Source organism: Bacillus sp. BS98 (genome assembly GCF_008432245.1).
In the GTDB taxonomy this organism is placed as follows: domain Bacteria; phylum Bacillota; class Bacilli; order Bacillales; family Bacillaceae_G; genus Bacillus_A; species Bacillus_A toyonensis.
Window position 1 is genome coordinate 3,445,277 of sequence record NZ_CP043830.1, and the last position, 16,652, is coordinate 3,461,928.

Annotated in this window: 19 protein-coding genes; 5 read left to right on the plus strand and 14 right to left on the minus strand. The window is 34.2% G+C overall.

The window, feature by feature from the left end; genetic code table 11:
- The first annotated feature begins 88 nt into the window (after positions 1-88).
- Positions 89-1,234: a M20 peptidase aminoacylase family protein gene (locus F0362_RS17800; RefSeq protein ID WP_000146709.1), complete on the plus strand. Its 1,146-nt coding sequence runs from the start codon at positions 89-91 to the stop codon at positions 1,232-1,234.
- A 37-nt stretch (positions 1,235-1,271) separates the two neighbouring features.
- Here F0362_RS17800 and F0362_RS17805 read toward each other — a convergent pair whose 3' ends face one another.
- The 3 genes from F0362_RS17805 to F0362_RS17815 form a co-directional block, all read right to left on the minus strand.
- Complete coding sequence (locus F0362_RS17805) at positions 1,272-2,216, minus strand: ABC transporter permease (RefSeq protein WP_149889913.1); 945 nt, start codon at positions 2,214-2,216, stop codon at positions 1,272-1,274.
- Complete coding sequence (locus tag F0362_RS17810; RefSeq protein ID WP_000180632.1) at positions 2,209-3,120, minus strand: ABC transporter ATP-binding protein; 912 nt, start codon at positions 3,118-3,120, stop codon at positions 2,209-2,211. Before F0362_RS17810 ends, F0362_RS17805 begins: the two co-directional genes overlap by 8 nt.
- Before the next feature lie 90 nt (positions 3,121-3,210).
- A complete protein-coding gene (locus tag F0362_RS17815) occupies positions 3,211-3,786 on the minus strand; it encodes an FtsX-like permease family protein (RefSeq protein ID WP_000050640.1) in 576 nt (191 codons plus the stop codon).
- A 174-nt stretch (positions 3,787-3,960) separates the two neighbouring features.
- Here F0362_RS17815 and F0362_RS17820 point away from each other — a divergent pair, with 174 nt between their 5' ends.
- Positions 3,961-4,560, plus strand: a complete 600-nt coding sequence (locus F0362_RS17820) for a hypothetical protein (RefSeq protein ID WP_001222411.1) — start codon at positions 3,961-3,963, stop codon at positions 4,558-4,560.
- 92 nt (positions 4,561-4,652) lie between these two features.
- Here the strand turns inward: F0362_RS17820 and alsR are convergent, their stop codons facing one another.
- Positions 4,653-5,552, minus strand: coding sequence for an acetoin biosynthesis transcriptional regulator AlsR (gene alsR, locus F0362_RS17825; protein ID WP_000423218.1), 900 nt, complete (start codon positions 5,550-5,552; stop codon positions 4,653-4,655).
- Positions 5,553-5,704: 152 nt separating this feature from the next.
- Between alsR and F0362_RS17830 the strand changes: the two genes are divergently transcribed.
- Positions 5,705-6,070: a CidA/LrgA family holin-like protein gene (locus tag F0362_RS17830; RefSeq protein ID WP_000872363.1), complete on the plus strand. Its 366-nt coding sequence runs from the start codon at positions 5,705-5,707 to the stop codon at positions 6,068-6,070.
- Positions 6,067-6,744, plus strand: coding sequence for an LrgB family protein (locus F0362_RS17835; protein WP_000578968.1), 678 nt, complete (start codon positions 6,067-6,069; stop codon positions 6,742-6,744). The genes F0362_RS17830 and F0362_RS17835 overlap by 4 nt, the downstream gene beginning before the upstream one ends.
- Before the next feature lie 11 nt (positions 6,745-6,755).
- Here the strand turns inward: F0362_RS17835 and F0362_RS17840 are convergent, their stop codons facing one another.
- Positions 6,756-7,169, minus strand: a complete 414-nt coding sequence (locus F0362_RS17840) for an NUDIX hydrolase (RefSeq protein WP_000442987.1) — start codon at positions 7,167-7,169, stop codon at positions 6,756-6,758.
- 140 nt (positions 7,170-7,309) lie between these two features.
- Here F0362_RS17840 and F0362_RS17845 point away from each other — a divergent pair, with 140 nt between their 5' ends.
- A complete protein-coding gene (locus F0362_RS17845; protein ID WP_000624210.1) occupies positions 7,310-7,510 on the plus strand; it encodes a DUF3903 domain-containing protein in 201 nt (66 codons plus the stop codon).
- Between the two features lie 318 nt (positions 7,511-7,828).
- Here F0362_RS17845 and F0362_RS17850 read toward each other — a convergent pair whose 3' ends face one another.
- The 9 genes from F0362_RS17850 to sirA all read right to left on the minus strand — a co-directional run bounded on the left by F0362_RS17850 (position 7,829) and on the right by sirA (position 16,503).
- Positions 7,829-8,584 carry a sulfite exporter TauE/SafE family protein gene (locus F0362_RS17850; RefSeq protein WP_000974639.1) on the minus strand — a complete coding sequence of 252 codons (756 nt, stop codon included), beginning with the start codon at positions 8,582-8,584 and terminating at the stop codon, positions 7,829-7,831.
- Positions 8,585-8,692: 108 nt separating this feature from the next.
- Positions 8,693-8,839 (minus strand): BC1881 family protein, encoded by a 147-nt coding sequence (locus tag F0362_RS17855; protein WP_000849372.1) that lies wholly within the window; start codon positions 8,837-8,839, stop codon positions 8,693-8,695.
- A gap of 248 nt (positions 8,840-9,087) precedes the next feature.
- Positions 9,088-9,591: a hypothetical protein gene (locus F0362_RS17860; protein ID WP_002109353.1), complete on the minus strand. Its 504-nt coding sequence runs from the start codon at positions 9,589-9,591 to the stop codon at positions 9,088-9,090.
- 70 nt (positions 9,592-9,661) lie between these two features.
- The gene (locus tag F0362_RS17865; RefSeq protein WP_000386795.1) at positions 9,662-10,669 is read right to left on the minus strand and encodes a nuclease-related domain-containing protein; all 1,008 of its coding nucleotides are present in this window, start codon (positions 10,667-10,669) and stop codon (positions 9,662-9,664) included.
- Between the two features lie 276 nt (positions 10,670-10,945).
- Positions 10,946-11,989: a GH25 family lysozyme gene (locus F0362_RS17870; RefSeq protein WP_001181408.1), complete on the minus strand. Its 1,044-nt coding sequence runs from the start codon at positions 11,987-11,989 to the stop codon at positions 10,946-10,948.
- 134 nt (positions 11,990-12,123) lie between these two features.
- Entirely contained in the window at positions 12,124-13,887 is a 1,764-nt protein-coding gene (locus tag F0362_RS17875) for an ABC transporter ATP-binding protein (RefSeq protein ID WP_000818435.1), read from the minus strand.
- Positions 13,887-15,638, minus strand: coding sequence for an ABC transporter transmembrane domain-containing protein (locus tag F0362_RS17880; protein WP_000862305.1), 1,752 nt, complete (start codon positions 15,636-15,638; stop codon positions 13,887-13,889). Before F0362_RS17880 ends, F0362_RS17875 begins: the two co-directional genes overlap by 1 nt.
- A 124-nt stretch (positions 15,639-15,762) precedes the next feature.
- Complete coding sequence (locus tag F0362_RS17885) at positions 15,763-15,984, minus strand: YneF family protein (protein ID WP_001123316.1); 222 nt, start codon at positions 15,982-15,984, stop codon at positions 15,763-15,765.
- Between the two features lie 78 nt (positions 15,985-16,062).
- Positions 16,063-16,503, minus strand: coding sequence for a sporulation inhibitor of replication protein SirA (gene sirA / locus F0362_RS17890; RefSeq protein ID WP_000860637.1), 441 nt, complete (start codon positions 16,501-16,503; stop codon positions 16,063-16,065).
- Positions 16,504-16,652 lie beyond the last annotated feature (149 nt).

The following is a 16,652-nucleotide window of genomic DNA, read 5'->3' on the forward strand; positions in this document are numbered from 1 at the left end:
AACGAGAGAGGATTTTCATTTGAGAATCCTCTCTTTTATTGTTGTATACTTATAGTAAATACTTCGCTTAAGAAAGAGGGCATAATACGTGGCATCTATTCCAAATCAACTAACAGAAAAACTTATTTCCATTCGCCGACATTTACATGAGTATCCAGAACTATCATATGAAGAGTTTGAAACAACAAAAGCGATAAAAACTTGGTTAGAAGAAGCAAATATTACTATTATTGATTCCAATTTAGAAACAGGAATTATCGCAGAAATTTCTGGTAATCAAAATGGTCCAATTATAGCAATTCGTGCTGATATTGATGCCCTTCCTATTCAAGAAGAAACAAACTTACCATACACTTCAAAAATTCAAGGTAAAATGCATGCTTGCGGACATGATTTTCATACAGCAGCTATTTTAGGTACAGCTTTCTTATTAAAAGAAAAGGAATCTTCCCTAAATGGAACGGTTCGCTTTATATTCCAACCAGCTGAAGAAAGTAGCAACGGTGCTTGCAAAGTTATTGAAGCTGGACATTTACATGATGTACAAGCTATTTTCGGTATGCATAATAAACCTGATTTACCAGTAGGTACAATTGGCATTAAAGATGGTCCACTAATGGCTGGAGTAGATCGATTTGAAATTGAAATTCACGGTGTCGGGACGCACGCAGCTGTACCAGATGCTGGTGTTGACCCTATCGTCGCATCCTCTCAAATTGTTATGGCACTACAAACAATTGTAAGTCGAAATATTAGCTCTTCACATAATGCCGTTGTAAGTGTTACAAACATTCATTCAGGAAATACGTGGAACGTTATTCCTGAAAAAGCAACATTAGAAGGAACAGTTCGTACATTCCAAAATGAAACACGAGAAAAGATACCAGCTTTAATGGAACGTATTATTAAAGGAGTTTCTGATGCATTAGGCGTAAAAACAGAATTCCGTTTTTATTCAGGTCCTCCTGCTGTTCATAACGATACATCTCTAACCGACTTATCTACTCAAGTTGCCGAAAAAATGAATTTAAATATTATTTCTCCTAACCCATCAATGGCCGGAGAAGACTTCTCCTTTTACCAACAAGAAATACCAGGTTCATTCGTCTTTATGGGAACGAGCGGTACACATGAGTGGCATCATCCTTCTTTTACAATTGATGAACGAGCACTCCCTATAAGTGCAAAATACTTTGCTTTGCTAGCTGAAAAAGCTCTTAAACAATTCTCATAGAAAAAAGCCGTTAAGGGGTACTTAACGGCTTTTCTTATTAAGTTAAATCGCGTTTTAAAAATACTGTATAGGAAATACTTAAAAATACAAATAAATACAGCAATAACATACATGAAGCAAATGGGAAGGTTACTCCTTCAATAAAACTTCCATTCTTGGCAATACCGTATAAATCTGTGTTTGCCGGCAATAAATATTTCACCCAATTATATCTAGTTGCTGCTAGTAACGCAATATTTCCTGATAAAGCAAGAAACAGTGAAATACCGATTGCGCCCCCACTAGATCTTGTTAACACAGAAATCATAAATGCAAACGCTGCGTACACAAGAGTTGGCAACCACGATAAAATGTAATATTTACTTACTTCCACAAAAATATTTTGTTTTATAATATTTCCATCTTGAAAAATAAATTCACTCCATGCAGGCTGTTGGAATTTATAAATAACAAGTCCACTTAAAGCGGAGAAAATCATATTAAATATAAACAATAAAGCTGCAAATATAACGATTGCTAAAAATTTTGCTGTTAAAATTTTAAATCGACTTGCCGGACGGATTGTTAAAAATTTATATGTTCCCCAGCTATATTCATTCGCAAAAATTGTACTTGCATACACGAGGATAAATGGAAGCAAAATTGGAAATACGATAAAACCTGTATCTCTCATGAAAGAAAGTGGAGAACTGCTTGCTGGTGCTATATCCGTATCTAAATGCTTCATTTTAAGCTGATATTCCTTTACAAGCTCGTCCCCCGACCTTTCTGCTAAAATAGCTTCTTTTTTCATACCAAGCTTTTTCTCAATTTCTACCGTACGTTCTATATAATCTGCTTTCCAACCCTTTGTTTCTGGTTCTAAATACTTTACCGTAACCCATCCTAATCCAATTATTAATACTGCAATAACCGCAAAAGGAATAATCGTTCTTTTACGCTTAAATATTTTATACAGCTCGTTATACACTAAATTAAACAATATCTTTTCCCCCTGTTAATTCTAAAAATTGCTCTTCTAACGTTTTTCTTTCTTCATATACACGATAAACTTGAATATTTTTCTCAAGCAAAGTACGAATAACATTTGGGATTTCTTCATCTTTTACATTGATAAGTAGATCATTACCTTTTATTACAACATCACATTCTAACATTTCCGCTGCTTTATTTGCATCATCTACACGTATACGGATCGTCTCCATCTCTTCACTATGACTATGCTGAATATTTTGCGTCGCTACATATTCTCCGTGTTGAATAATAATAACTCTGTCACACATTAATTCAACTTCTGAAAGTAAGTGACTAGATACAAGTACTGCTTTTCCTTGTTCATGTGCAATTTTCTTTATGTACATTCTCATTTCATGTATTCCACTTGGATCTAGTCCATTCGTTGGTTCATCTAGTACCAATACATCTGGATTATGAATAAGCGCCTGAGCAATCCCTAAACGTTGTCTCATACCGAGTGAATATGCTTTTACTTTACGGTCAATTACTTGTCCCATTCCTAACAATTTCACTACTTCATCGATACGTTCTTCTGTCACATTCCCATTCATTCGGCCGAAATATGTTAAATTTTCGTAGCCGCTCAAAAAAGGATAAAATTCCGGTGTCTCAATTACTGCACCAATTTTCGCAGCAGTTTTTTCAAATTGCTGTTTTACAGATTGACCATCAATCCATACTTCACCTTCTGTCATACGGATCATACCGACCATCATTCTCATTAAAGTCGTTTTTCCAGCACCATTTGGTCCTAGCAGGCCAACAACTTCACCTTTTTTAACTTCGAAACTAATATTTTCTACAAGTGTCTTTGAACCGATTCGCTTCGTTAACCGCTCAACTTTTACAATTGATTGTTCATTTGTCATTCTATACAACCTTTCCTTCCCATTCTTTGTCAGGTCTTTTCACTCTAACACGATTATTTTCATGTGTAAAATAGAAAAAGGCATGATTTCTCATGCCTTTTTCTCAAACTGAAACAAATTTCCGTCTTTTAAACTTCGAACAAATCGACAACATTGCATCATCGATAATACGACGACAGCCATCATAATTATACTAACAACTGCTATTGCATATATTGTAATTGGTGCACTATTTATCCCTTGTATCCCTGCTATTTTCATAAAGATAATCGTGAATAATTTCAAAAATAACATCCCATGAACTAGACCGAAAACAGACGCTGCTCCATAAATGAATAATTGCTCCTGACATAATAAACATAGTATTTCATTTTTTTTCATATTCCCTACTACATAAGATTTAAATTCCTCTCTCCTCACTTGCAGAAGAGAATTCGTCATTTTATACGCAATAAAAATACATATAAAAATCAATAAAATAAACAGCGTGTAAAAACACATTTGAAACAAAAATGTTGCCCCTACTTTCCCAGTCGCTAGTTCATTAAATTGTAGCGACATCATAAAAAACAAAATTGCAGTACACATGGCAATCCACATGAATTGCTTCATCCTTTTGACAGCAAATGTTCTTATATTTTTTCTCGCTAACCGACATAAAGACATAAATTTCTTCCCCTACCTTATAACATACGCATTCTATACTACTAGTGTATAAAAATATGACATTACAAACATCGCACTACAATCTGAATCTTTTCTAAGTCTTTAGTCCTAGAAAGGAAAATGGGAATTTATTCATATTTAAATTATAATTGTAAAAAGAGGAGGGTTTATACTATGCGTATAAACGTATTATTTATCTTATCTTTACTTTTCTTTACTAGTTGTAACCAAATACAAAATAATGAAGTTGCTTCTGTAGAAGCTTACAAGTTAACAAAAGAACAGTCTTCTATTTTACAAATGACGCCTATTCAAGAAGGAAATAGTATGTTTTATAACGTTACACTTAATAATGATAAAGATGAAATAAATGCTACGATTGATTATTATCAAAATGGTAAAAAAGTAAAAGAGATTACTAACATCGCTTCATCACATTTTCTAGAAAAGAAAATAAAACTCTCTTTCATACCACCACATTTCCAATTTGATAAAGATGTAAAAGAAAAAGGTCAATGGTATATTAATATTGACGGTGGTTCAACGCTTGCTCCTGAAGAAGCACCTCTAGGTGTAAATAGTTCTGCAACTATTACAATTCAATCTGCAAAAAATTTAAGATATAATCAGAAAACAATTTTAGCTGCTGTAATCCAAACAAGTAAAGAAACTGTAAGCGTCCCTACAATTGATGAAGAAACAGGTATTGATCTACTCTTAAAAGAAAATGAACACGTTTATCTTTTCAGTATCGAGCTAAAAAAAGAAAAATAAAACAGAAATGCACTTAAGCTGCATTTCCGCTTTATTGTTTAATAAGGTGTACTTTTATATATTCGAATTAAATCTATTTACCGTTACTAATATTACTCATCTTCTACTTCTATTCGTTTCTTCTCTCTTGCAATTTTTAAAAACTCTAACAGCTCTGGATTACTATTCATTTTTTTATAAGCTACCGACATTTCTGCAACAAAATTAGAATCATATAATTCTTTATATACAACTTCTGTTTTATATAATTTATTTGCCGATACAGGGATTACTGTAATCCCAATCCCTGCTGCTACAAGCCCCATAACTGTTTGATATTCTGTTGCTTCTTGTACAATTTGAGGACTAAAGCCAACCTCTCGACAAAGAGATAAAATTGTATCATACAACGCCGGCCATACTGGTCTCGTAATAAAAACAAACGGTTCATCGCGTAAATCTTCTATATGTATTTCATCTTTCTCTGCAAGTGGATGTGCCTTTGGCAAACATAAAGTACAAGATAACCTTTGAATTGGTTCTAACTCTAATAATTGTGTTGAAATTGGCGGCCGTAAAAATCCAATATCAATACGATTATCATGAAGTGCATGCACTTGATCTGGTGTAGATAATTCATGTAATGCGACAGACACTCTCGGAAATTTCTTTCTATACTCCCTGACGATAGACGGTAAAATATCATATATCGCCGCACCTACAAAACCAATTGAGAGTGATCCAACTTCTCCCCTTTGCGCACTTTGTGCAACTTCTACTGCTTTTTCAATTTGCTCAAACGCTTTTTTTACTTCTTTTAAAAACATTTCTCCTGCTTCTGTTAATTCAACCTTTCTCTTCGTTCTTGAAAATAACAGAACTCCCATTTCTTTTTCTAATTGCTGAATTTGTTGACTAAGTGGCGGTTGTGTCATTTGTAAACGAGCAGCCGCTCGTCCAAAGTGTAACTCTTCTGCCACAACAACAAAATATTGCAAATGCCGTAATTCCATTTTGGACACCCTTTTCAATTTCAATTAATACGTCTAATATATTAATAACATATAATTTATATATTAGACAAATATTTTGAATGAACGTATAGTAGAAATTGTTAATTCTTTTTTACAATTTTTATGTAAAAAAAGAAAGAGGTGGTTACTGTATGAAATGGTGGAAGTTAAGTGGACAAATTTTATTATTATTTTGTTTCGCTTGGACAGGTGAATGGATCGCAAAACAGGCACACCTCCCAGTTCCAGGAAGTATAATCGGTATTTTTTTATTATTAATTTCATTAAAATTTAACCTAGTTAAAAAAGAGTGGATACAGGACGGAGCAGACTTTTTATTAAAAGAACTTATTTTATTTTTTATTCCTTCTGCAGTCGCTGTTATTCGTTACAAAGATACACTATCACAATATGGAATCGATCTCATTTTAATTATTATGATTAGTACACTTTGTGTTACTCTCGTAACAGGACTATTAACAGAATTGCTACTTAAGCGGAAAGGATCAACGCAATGATCGGCTTTCTTTGTTTACTATTAACACTATTGACATATTGGATATCTAAAAAAATATATCAACGTTGGAATTGGAGCTTACTTTCTCCTCTCCTTGTCTGTCCCATTATTTTAATCGCTTTATTGCTTGGACTAGACACACCTTATGAAACATATGAATCTGGTGGTCAATGGCTAACAGAATTATTAAAACCTGCAACAGTTGCTTTTGCATGGCCAATCTATAAATACTTTGATTTATTAAAGAAACACGGAATCGCCATCTTACTTAACGTCATCGTTGGTTCATTTTTATCAGTTATTACTTCGGCACTACTAGCAAATTATTTTCAAATTGATTCGTCACTAGAACATAGTTTAGCACCGCATATTGTAACGACACCAATCGCAATGGCTATTTCAGAAATGATTGGTGGCATGTCACAATTAACAGCTGTATTTGTCGTTTTAACTGCCTTAACAGGAGCATTACTCGGCCCTTCCCTTATACGTATTTGCCGCATTAAAACCGCGCTCGCAAAAGGTATTATGTTAGGAACGAGCGCAAATGGAACTGGTACATCAAAAGCATTCGAAATCGGCCCTGTTGAAGGAACAATCGCAAGTTTATCCATGCTTTTAACAGCGGGTGCTAGTTTAGTTATCGTTCCGCTTTTCTTATCTTGGATACATTAAAAAGCAAGTATTTACATACTTGCTTTTTCATTTATATATTGACATATTAACTCGTAATCCTCCGGAAAAGCTAGCGATAATTTTTCAACTTCCTGTATCCCTTTCCAGTCAATTTCATGTATTAACTCATCAGGATCTTGAATTTTCATACTACCGCCTATTTTTTTAACAAAGTAATAATGAACATACACTGGAATTCCGTATGTAATACCTTCTTTTTCGTATATTTTATTTACAACTTCCACATTGTAGCCTGTTTCCTCCCAAACTTCCCTGATACAACATTCTTCTAGTGTTTCTCCCTTTTCAAGTCCTCCACTTGGTACAGACCACCTTTTTTCTTCCCCTTCTTTGCCTTGCAGCACCATTAAAATTTCATTTCTGTCATTCATACATATAGCTGCCGTACCTATCCATCTCTCCATAAACATCCCTCCCCTACTAAAATTCGCCTTCTTTTTTATTTTCCCCTTGAAAAAAGAGGAAAAAAATAAACGGTGACGAAAGAATACATCAACTTCATAGGCAGTCCCTTCTTAGAAATTAAAAACGGAAGGATGAAATTATGATTTCTAAATATGTTGTGGAATGTGTCTTTTGTGAAGAAAATCGAAAACCTCGCCAAGCTACCGTCACAGTTCCCGCCACTTCTCAACTACTAGCTATTCAAAAAGTTCGAGCTGAATGTAAACGTCGCTTTGGAAAAACGTTATTATTGCAAACAGAGGTTAAAGAAGAAATAGTTTTGGAACAAAAAGAAAGCTGACCATCAATTGGCCAGCTTTCTTGTCCGATCATATTTTCACATGAAGATTAGGGGCATCCTCTTTAAGGATCGGGATTTTCCCATTATGTACGTTCCATAATGGTCATCGAACAATATATTTCTATGCAATTAAGTATTGAATAGAATAGGGCAAAACTTGTTCGCATTTTTAGAAAAGGGATAGGGATATAATTCAAGTAGTACTTCGAATACTCGAACTTTATACTCATAATATTAATGCAAATTCTTTTATATGGGAAATATGAATTACTTATATAATTCATTCGTAAAATATATTAATATCTTGCTATAGTAGTTTTATTCCATCAATAACATACATCCGGCTAAAACTGGCGTCATAATCATTGAAAATCTCAACAGCATGCGTGGTGCATAATTTGTAAACTTCGCACCGATATATGCTCCTAACATCGTCCCAATTAATACTTGCAATAACAATATATAATCTAAATACCCTTCCGAACTATATCCAATCCCGCCTCCAATTGCAATGGGTAATATAACAAGCATAGTCGTTCCTACAGATTGCTGTATCGTTAATCCTAAAAGAACCATTAGTCCAAGTTGTATAAAAGGGGCTGAACCAATCCCGAATGAACCAGCCAACATTCCAGTAACTAATCCTAAACATATACATTTCATCAAGTTGTTTTTTGAAAGTTTTTTCTGTCCACATAAGGGTGGCTGTTGCTTATTTAGAGACATAATCAATTTAATAAACATAAAAATTGCTGATAAAAATAACATCCCAGCTGTAAACCAATGGAGAAGATGTGCTGGTATAAGCGAACCAAACTTTGAACCGATATAAGAACCAAGCGCTCCAAATCCACCAACAATCCCGCCTATCATAAGTACAACATTTCCTTCACGATAATGACTTATAACTCCAGATAACGTCGTAAATGCCATAGCAGTTAAAGATGTTGCAAGTGCAACGTGAATAGGAATATGAAATACTAAAGTGAGTATCGCGATAATAAATCCAGCTCCCCCTGCTCCAACAAATCCTAATAAAATACCCATTAATAACATCGTTATAATAATTGCCACATACTCTCCCTCCAGTATCCCAATTATCTACTATACGCCCTCTTCCATACAAATAAAAAGCATCCTATCCGGATGCTTTCACTACTTTTCTATATTGAAAATATGTAATCAATCTTGATTAATTAAAATAACAGCAGGACCAGCAACGACTACTCCAGCTACTTCTATCTTTTCAAATTCCTTTACTGTAATAGATATAACACCTTCTCTTTCCATCAATTCTTTACTCAGGACTTCAGTCGGTATCGTCTTCACCGTCTTACCTCCTTTTCATTTATACAATATGATAAAGCGACACTTTAATCAGTGGGGGTTTTGGCCACCCCCACTGATTATTAGCCCTCATCAACCAGGCTTTTGCGAGATAAAAACAACCCAATACATCCATATATATGCATCACCTCCACTTTCATTCCTTATTCCATCCAAAATTCATATTCCCTTTCTATAACATATTGAAAAATAAAAAGAAGCTATAACATATAGCTTCTCTCTAAGTTTCTTTACCCTCTCTGTACCTTATATGTCAAAACTCTACCATCTCTATCAAATTGGAAAATAAGCTGTTCACTATCTATTGGAATGAAGCCACGTTCTGTCCCAAGATAGTACAAAGTGATGACCCCTTCTTCCTCATTTCTCGTTTCAGTAGGCGTTCCTAACAATTGTGTAATTTCTTCATTTGATTTCCCTATTAATTTATATTTTTGCATGAAATCATCTACCATATGTACCCGCTTCTCTTCGTCATTTAACCACCGATCTCGATTAAAATTGGAAGTGTACTCATTCATACTTAATTGTACAGCACACACTATTAATGGAATGATCCCTACTATCATTACACGTAACATTTGTTTCTTTTCTTTATTACGACTTGTAGAAGCACGTAAGATGACTCTTTGAATCATGACTAATAAAATAAATGGCATAACTACTACAAAAATACTCTTTACACTTAATGACATATGAACTATATCGATAACGAAAATAAACGCAATGTACATGACTATATACAAACAAAAATAAACATACAAAATCCCATGTAATAGAGCACCCAGAAAAATCTCCCCCTTTTTAATTCACCTGGCAAAGCATTTCTCTTATCTTTTGTAACTCTTGCGCTGTATATATTACTTCCCCTGTTAAAACTTCATTTTTGAAAAACGCTACGATTTGCTCCCTATCTTTTAATCTAGGTGTGTCCTCATTAGAAAGATCTAGTACTTCTTTACCACTCTCATTATAAAAATATACAATTGGCTTTACGTTTTCTTTTACAATATCAACTTGCAATTCTTTCAAACAATTGTATAAAATTTGAGATTGTTTCTTCGCTTTATATACTGGATTCCCTTCATTTTTCACTTGTATAGTTAACGAATCTTCACCTGTAATACATTCAAGCGTCTCTTCTTTTTTAATTTCTTGTTGATACTTACCTATTTCATCAAGCATAAATGAATATATACTAGCATTCTCTTTCGTTACACCATGAATTAATTTTCCTGTCCACTCTCTCGTCTCAAGTAAATACATACCAGTTTTATATAAGATAAGATGATGGATTCGAATATCGTTTATTCCAAGTTTATCTCTAATAAAAACATTCGGCATAATATGAAATTCATCTTCTTGTATGATTTCTTGTTCTAAAAATCCTTGCTTCATATAATGTAATGTTTCATGCGTATTTACTTCAGCGCTATTTTTAGTATACTCTCGTAAATCTGCAATTAACTTTTGAAACATATGTATTTCATTACTATGTTTATCTTGCATTTCACTACGTTCTTTACTATGTTGCATAGCTAATTGATTTTTCATCATACGCATATTTTCAAGTTCTCTAGCTGTACTAACTTGTAAATCATTATACTTTTTCTGTTCCATATTTTTTAACGTATTTTGTTGCTCTTTATGTTCTGTAACCGTGGCTGCAATTTCACTTTCATACGTTTCAATCGCTTGCTTTTTTTCAAATTCCACCTGCTGGCTCTCTGATTCCAACTGTTTATTTTTATAAAACAGTACGAATACTGCAGCTAATAATATTAAAATTACACCTATTAGCACATAATCCATATTTTTACTCCTTTATTTCAATTTTTGATTATTTTTTATAAATATCCCCATTGTATTATACTATGCTTTTAATATACAACTTGTGAAAATTACTTTTTTCATAGAGTGACACTTTAATCAGTGTTTTGTTCTATCACCCACTCATTATTAGCCCTCACCAATCGGCCTTTTACGGGCAACTCCCACCTATCTTCCTCGCATTCGCCGAGATTCTTACTGCCTGCAAATCGCGGGATAAAAGGTATCTCAGGCGAGATACCTTTTACGTTGACTTTATTATACACCATACTGAATATAACTCGAATCATAATATATCCATTCATTTCCACCTAATCCGAGCCAGCCATCTTGCTTACACCATACTCGATATGCCTCACCATGATGTAACTGTCTTATAACATTTCCACTTAATGATGGAGCATCCCGTAGATTCACATTGTCACCAGTAATAGTCGCCACATAATGTTTATACTGAATATAACTCGAATCATAGTATATCCATTCATTTCCACCCAAAGCAAGCCAACCATCTTGTTCGCTCAAAACTTCATATGATTCACCTCGATTTAGCTGGCGAATTACACTAGATTGTAAAGATGGTCCAGTCCGTAAATTTACATTATCGCCATTAATTACAGCAACACCGTAAACTGGAGTTGCATTATTAGGCGGAGAAACATTCCCTCCACCACTCGATCCATTCCCTTGCAAAGCTTCTAATGAAACTGCTGCTGATACATCACAATTTCCTACACCTGAAATTTGACCAGAATCAGTGTATTGCCACGCTGTCCACTCTGTCCATCCACCAGCATCAGCAGGCGGTGTACTAGAATATCTAGCAATCCAAAGTGGAATATCACTTAACCCGTTAATTCCAAACTCATTAATATACCAAACTCCTGTATATAACATTACATTTTTTCCAGTAGCCTGTTTCACATAATTTATGAAACTTCTTGCCCAATTAGATATAGCGGTACCAGTTAAATTACTATTACTCGGATCTGTTGGTGACTCTAAATCTAGAACTGGCATTAAGTCTGTTTGATTGCTTTGTAATATACTCACAAAATATTTCGCTTCTGAAATTGCATCATTTTGTTCTGGATGTGCAAAATGGTATGCACCGATTAATACATTCGCATTTCGTGCCGCTTGTACATTTTGAACAAAAGTAGGATCAAGATACTTTACACCTTCTGTCGCTTTTGCATATGCTGCTGGAATGCCAGATGCCTTCACTGCATTCCAATCAATACTCCCTTCCCAATGAGACACATCGATAAACGTAACATTTGAACTCGATCTGTTTTGCATATAAAATCTCCTATCAAATTTTTTCATTCCGTATACATACAATATGTACAACTTTACTAAATGGACACGACATGTATGCTATAAAAACAAAGAGTAAATATATTTTATATACAAAGTAAAAAAGACCTTGTATATTACAAGGCCTTTTGCAAGCTTCCTTTATTTTGTAGTAAATACATATTATAATACAACCCTTGCTCACTCAGTAACTCTTGATGTGTTCCCCTTTCTACTATCTCTCCATCATGCATAACGAATATTTGATCTGCATCTTGAATTGTAGATAACCTGTGAGCAATCGCTATCGTCGTTCTACCTTTTCTCATTTGCTGCAACGCTGTTTGAATAGCCTCTTCTGTTTCTGTATCGATATTAGCTGTTGCCTCATCTAATACTAACACTTTCGGATTAGTTGCTATCGTTCTAGCAAAAGCAATTAATTGTCGTTGACCACTAGAAAATTCAGCTCCTCTTTCTACTACTTCTGTTTCATACTGCTTTGGTAATTTTTCAATAAACGTATTGGCTTGCACAAATTGCGCAGCTTCTTTTACTTCTTCATCTGTAATTTCTTCATTGTACATACGAATATTTTGCTTTACATTTCCTGCAAATAAAAATGCATCTTGCAATACGAGTCCTATTCTCTTTCTAATTTCTCGTTCTTCAAATTTCTCTAAATCTACACCGTCTATTACAATGTTTCCCGACTTAATATTATAAAATCGCATTAGTAAATTCATAATGGTACTTTTTCCGCTACCAGTATGCCCAACAAAAGCAACCGTTTGCCCTTGTTTCACATGAAAAGATACATTTTTTAAAACATCACGCTTTCCATCATACGAAAAAGTAACATTTTTAAATTCAATATCTCCATTAACTACTTGAGGATTCCCATCCCCTTTTTGAACCGGCGCTAAATCTTTCTCATCTATTAAATGAAATACACGTGATGATGAAACAAGTGCCTGTTGGAAAAATGATAATTTCATCATCATCTCATTTACAGGTTGGAAGAAACGATGAATATAGTTAACAAACGCATATAAAACTCCTACTTCAACGGGACTCTTTAAAGCGTCAATTCCGAATAAACCAAGTACTAATGCAATTGCTACAATATGAACTAAATCCGTTGCTGGACGTAAAAGTAATGCGTCTAACTTTAACGTGCGTCGTCCTGCACTATAATGTTTATTATTCACCTCTTCAAATTCTTTTCTCATACGTTTTTCTTGTCTGAATACTTGAACAATATTCATTCCTTGAATGGACTCATTTAACTTCGCATTTAATACGCTTAATTGATTACGTACTTCTAAATAAAAAGCTGCACTTTTCCGGCGATATAGCACCATAATAGCAAACATAATTGGAATTAATATAAGAGAAAATAGTGCTAATTTTACATCTAATAAAAACATCGCCACTAAAATCCCTACTAAAAACACTACATTTTTTACGAATGTTGATAGTACACTTACATAAAAATCCTTAATCGCTTCCGTATCATTTGTTATGCGAGATACGAGTGTACCTATCGGCGTACGATCAAAGAAACTTAATGACAATTTTTGAACGTGTTCATACACTTCAACTCGCATATCTTGAACAATCTTAAAAGCTATATTTTGAAAGTACAATAAATCTAAATACGTAAATAATACTTTTAATAAATGTGCAATTATATACACTACAAATAGAGTAACAAGTGCTGATTGATCAAAGTTACGCGGTACTAAATGTTCATCAAGAAATTGTTTAATTAAAAAAGGACCCATCATTTCAGTTACAGTTGCACCAACTAGGAATAAAAATGCTAATGCTAATAACCTTTTATATGGTCTCATATAAGAAAGTAATCTTCTTAAATCACTCCGCTTTTTCTCAGCCATCATACGCCTCCTTTCTCTACTAACGCCTCTAGTTGCTGGCTTTCGTACATTTCTTTATACCAACCATTTTCTCCCATCAATTGTTCATGTGTTCCTCGTTGCACTACCGCTCCTTCATCAATCACAAGAATAATGTTTGCATGCTGAATTGCACTTAAACGGTGTGCAGTAATAATCGTCGTTTTTTCTGCTCTTTCCCGTTTCAATGCGGATAATATAGTTTCTTCTGTTTTTGCATCGACAGCTGATAAACAATCATCTAAAATTAAAATTTCAGCATTCGTTAATAAAGCACGCGCAATTGAAATCCGCTGTTTTTGACCTCCCGATAGTGAAACACCTCTTTCACCTACTACCGTATCATACCCTTCTGAAAATTGAACGATATCATTATGAATACAAGCAATTTCAGCAGCACGCGCAATTTCTTTATATGTAGCATCGACCTTTCCGAATGCAATGTTCTCTCCAATACTCGCTGAAAATAAAAAATGATCTTGCGGCACGTATGAAATTGCAGAACGTACACCATGAAGTGTTACATCTCGAATATCCCGCTCACCAACTTTTAATTCACCATTAAAATGATCATATTCTCGAATTAAACATTTTAACAACGTCGTCTTCCCTGCACCGGTACGTCCCACAATACCTAGCGTTTCACCTTTTCTTAAATTAACATAAATATCTTTTAAGTTTAATAGTTCATTTTTCTTATAAGAAAATGAATCAATAGCAAATGAAACATCACCACTTGCTATAGTATTTATAGCGTTTTCCTTATTTACTACATCTGAAGTTTGTGAAAGTATTTTCTCCACACGATCATACGAAGCGCGTCCACGTTCCATAATATTAAACAACCATCCAAAAGCTAACATTGGCCATACAAGAGTCCCTAAGTATGTTGTAAACGTTACTAGCTCTCCTACAGTTAATTCGCCCCGTACTACTAATAAAGATCCGTAACAAACTGCGATTAAAAACGAAAACCCGACAATAAGTGCAATCGTTGGATCGAATAACGAGTCAATACGTGCGACTAACATATTTTTATGTACGACATCTTCTGATTTCTTCCGAAATGCTTCCAAATCCTCTTTCTCTTGTCCAAGCGAGCGAATCACCTTCATCCCACTCATACTTTCTTGTACTTTATCATTGATTTCAGAAAACGATTGCTGCGCTTTATGAAATCTTCTATGCAATAAAGTTCCATAATAATTTGTAGAAATCGCTACAATTGGCATCGGAATTAAACTTAATAATGTCAACTTCCAACTAATTGTAAACCCCATCGCCACAAGTACACATCCTCCAACTGCTAATGAGTCAACAAGTGTTAAAACACCCGATCCAGCAGTTTGCTGAATTGCCTGAATATCATTGGTCGCATGCGCCATCAAATCGCCTGTACGACGTGATTGATAGAAAGTTGGACTCATCTTTGTAAAATGTTCATATAAATTCTTTCGTAATTGACGGGCTAATTTTAAAGAAGATCCAAAAATCATAATACGCCACAAATAACGCAATATGTACATAGTAATTCCTACAACAACTAACAGAATAACCCACTTCAACAATTTTTCAGATGTTAATGTTCCATTATTAATTTCATCTACTACAATACCTAGTACTTTCGGGGCTACAAGTTCAAGAAGCGCGACACCAAATAACATAATAATCCCAATTATGTACGCTCGTTTTTCTTGTTTAAAAAACCAAGCTAAATTAAAAAATACTTTCATATTTATCCTCCTCCCTTAAAATGAGCGATGTTTTCAGTTTAACAAAAATACAGAATTTTTAAAAGTTTTAAATACTTTCAAAATCCAATAGGAAAGGGCACTCTTATCGAGTGCCCTTTAGCGCTTATTTTGTTTGTTGCTTGCTCATCGCGCTCATCATTTGATTGATTTTCTTTTGGGAAGGTTTTTGTCCCATTTGCATCATCATCATTTTTAACATTTGTTCATTAATTGGTGGATTTTTTTCTAAGTAGTTCATCATGTATTTGCGGGCAATGAAAAATCCTAACGCCACGCCTGCTACTAGTGCTACTACGCCCACTAGAATACCTAACCAAATTGGCATATATTTTCCTCCTTCATGTTGTCTACCTTACAGTGTACTAAAACCTTTTCAATAAGACAAGATAGAATTCGACATTTTTTACACATATGTTCGTACTTGTTTTAAAGGATTCAACCATCCGTACTTTGTATTTTCATAATCCATAGCTAAAAATGTTAGTTCACACTTTCTTAACACCTCAAAGAAAGTCGTTTCCATAGAGACATTTCCAGAGGTATCCATGCGAATATAGTGTGGTTTCACTATTATTTCGCCATATTCCGCTCCCGTAAAAAGTGTATGCGTATGATGTGTTCTATCATATTTACCAAGAACACGCAAAGCTTGCTCTAATTTATGATGAATTTTCATTACTTGTAATGGCATCGTTATATACATCATTTGTTTATATAACACTTTTTTCTCCGAAAGGGACCCAGATTCTGAAAATCGAGCAAATAAATCAAAAAACAAATATTCACGACCAAAATAAGCTTTCGCAATATCCTCTTGAATTAAATACAATTCATACGTTTTCATTTTCAGCCTCCCAATCTGGACAACCTTTTCTCTTCATTATATAGAAGAAAATTTGCAATGATTGTCTGACTGCGGAGAGATAAAAAACTTTTTCTGTCGAAAAAACTCATTTACATAGAAAAACCTCTCCATGCCGGAGAGATTTTTCT

What these genes read in the sequence shown, in the direction of transcription:
- alsR (WP_000423218.1), bottom strand. Translation starts at nt 5,552, where the DNA reads ATGGAATTACGGCATTTGCAATATTTTGTTGTTGTGGCAGAAGAGTTA.
- F0362_RS17815 (WP_000050640.1), bottom strand. Translation starts at nt 3,786, where the DNA reads ATGTCTTTATGTCGGTTAGCGAGAAAAAATATAAGAACATTTGCTGTC.
- sirA (WP_000860637.1), bottom strand. Translation starts at nt 16,503, where the DNA reads ATGAAAACGTATGAATTGTATTTAATTCAAGAGGATATTGCGAAAGCT.
- F0362_RS17840 (WP_000442987.1), bottom strand. Translation starts at nt 7,169, where the DNA reads ATGGAGAGATGGATAGGTACGGCAGCTATATGTATGAATGACAGAAAT.
- F0362_RS17820 (WP_001222411.1), top strand. Translation starts at nt 3,961, where the DNA reads ATGCGTATAAACGTATTATTTATCTTATCTTTACTTTTCTTTACTAGT.
- F0362_RS17830 (WP_000872363.1), top strand. Translation starts at nt 5,705, where the DNA reads ATGAAATGGTGGAAGTTAAGTGGACAAATTTTATTATTATTTTGTTTC.
- F0362_RS17870 (WP_001181408.1), bottom strand. Translation starts at nt 11,989, where the DNA reads ATGCAAAACAGATCGAGTTCAAATGTTACGTTTATCGATGTGTCTCAT.
- F0362_RS17865 (WP_000386795.1), bottom strand. Translation starts at nt 10,669, where the DNA reads ATGGATTATGTGCTAATAGGTGTAATTTTAATATTATTAGCTGCAGTA.
- F0362_RS17845 (WP_000624210.1), top strand. Translation starts at nt 7,310, where the DNA reads ATGATTTCTAAATATGTTGTGGAATGTGTCTTTTGTGAAGAAAATCGA.
- F0362_RS17885 (WP_001123316.1), bottom strand. Translation starts at nt 15,984, where the DNA reads ATGCCAATTTGGTTAGGTATTCTAGTGGGCGTAGTAGCACTAGTAGCA.
- F0362_RS17880 (WP_000862305.1), bottom strand. Translation starts at nt 15,638, where the DNA reads ATGAAAGTATTTTTTAATTTAGCTTGGTTTTTTAAACAAGAAAAACGA.
- F0362_RS17810 (WP_000180632.1), bottom strand. Translation starts at nt 3,120, where the DNA reads ATGACAAATGAACAATCAATTGTAAAAGTTGAGCGGTTAACGAAGCGA.
- F0362_RS17835 (WP_000578968.1), top strand. Translation starts at nt 6,067, where the DNA reads ATGATCGGCTTTCTTTGTTTACTATTAACACTATTGACATATTGGATA.
- F0362_RS17860 (WP_002109353.1), bottom strand. Translation starts at nt 9,591, where the DNA reads ATGTACATTGCGTTTATTTTCGTTATCGATATAGTTCATATGTCATTA.
- F0362_RS17875 (WP_000818435.1), bottom strand. Translation starts at nt 13,887, where the DNA reads ATGGCTGAGAAAAAGCGGAGTGATTTAAGAAGATTACTTTCTTATATG.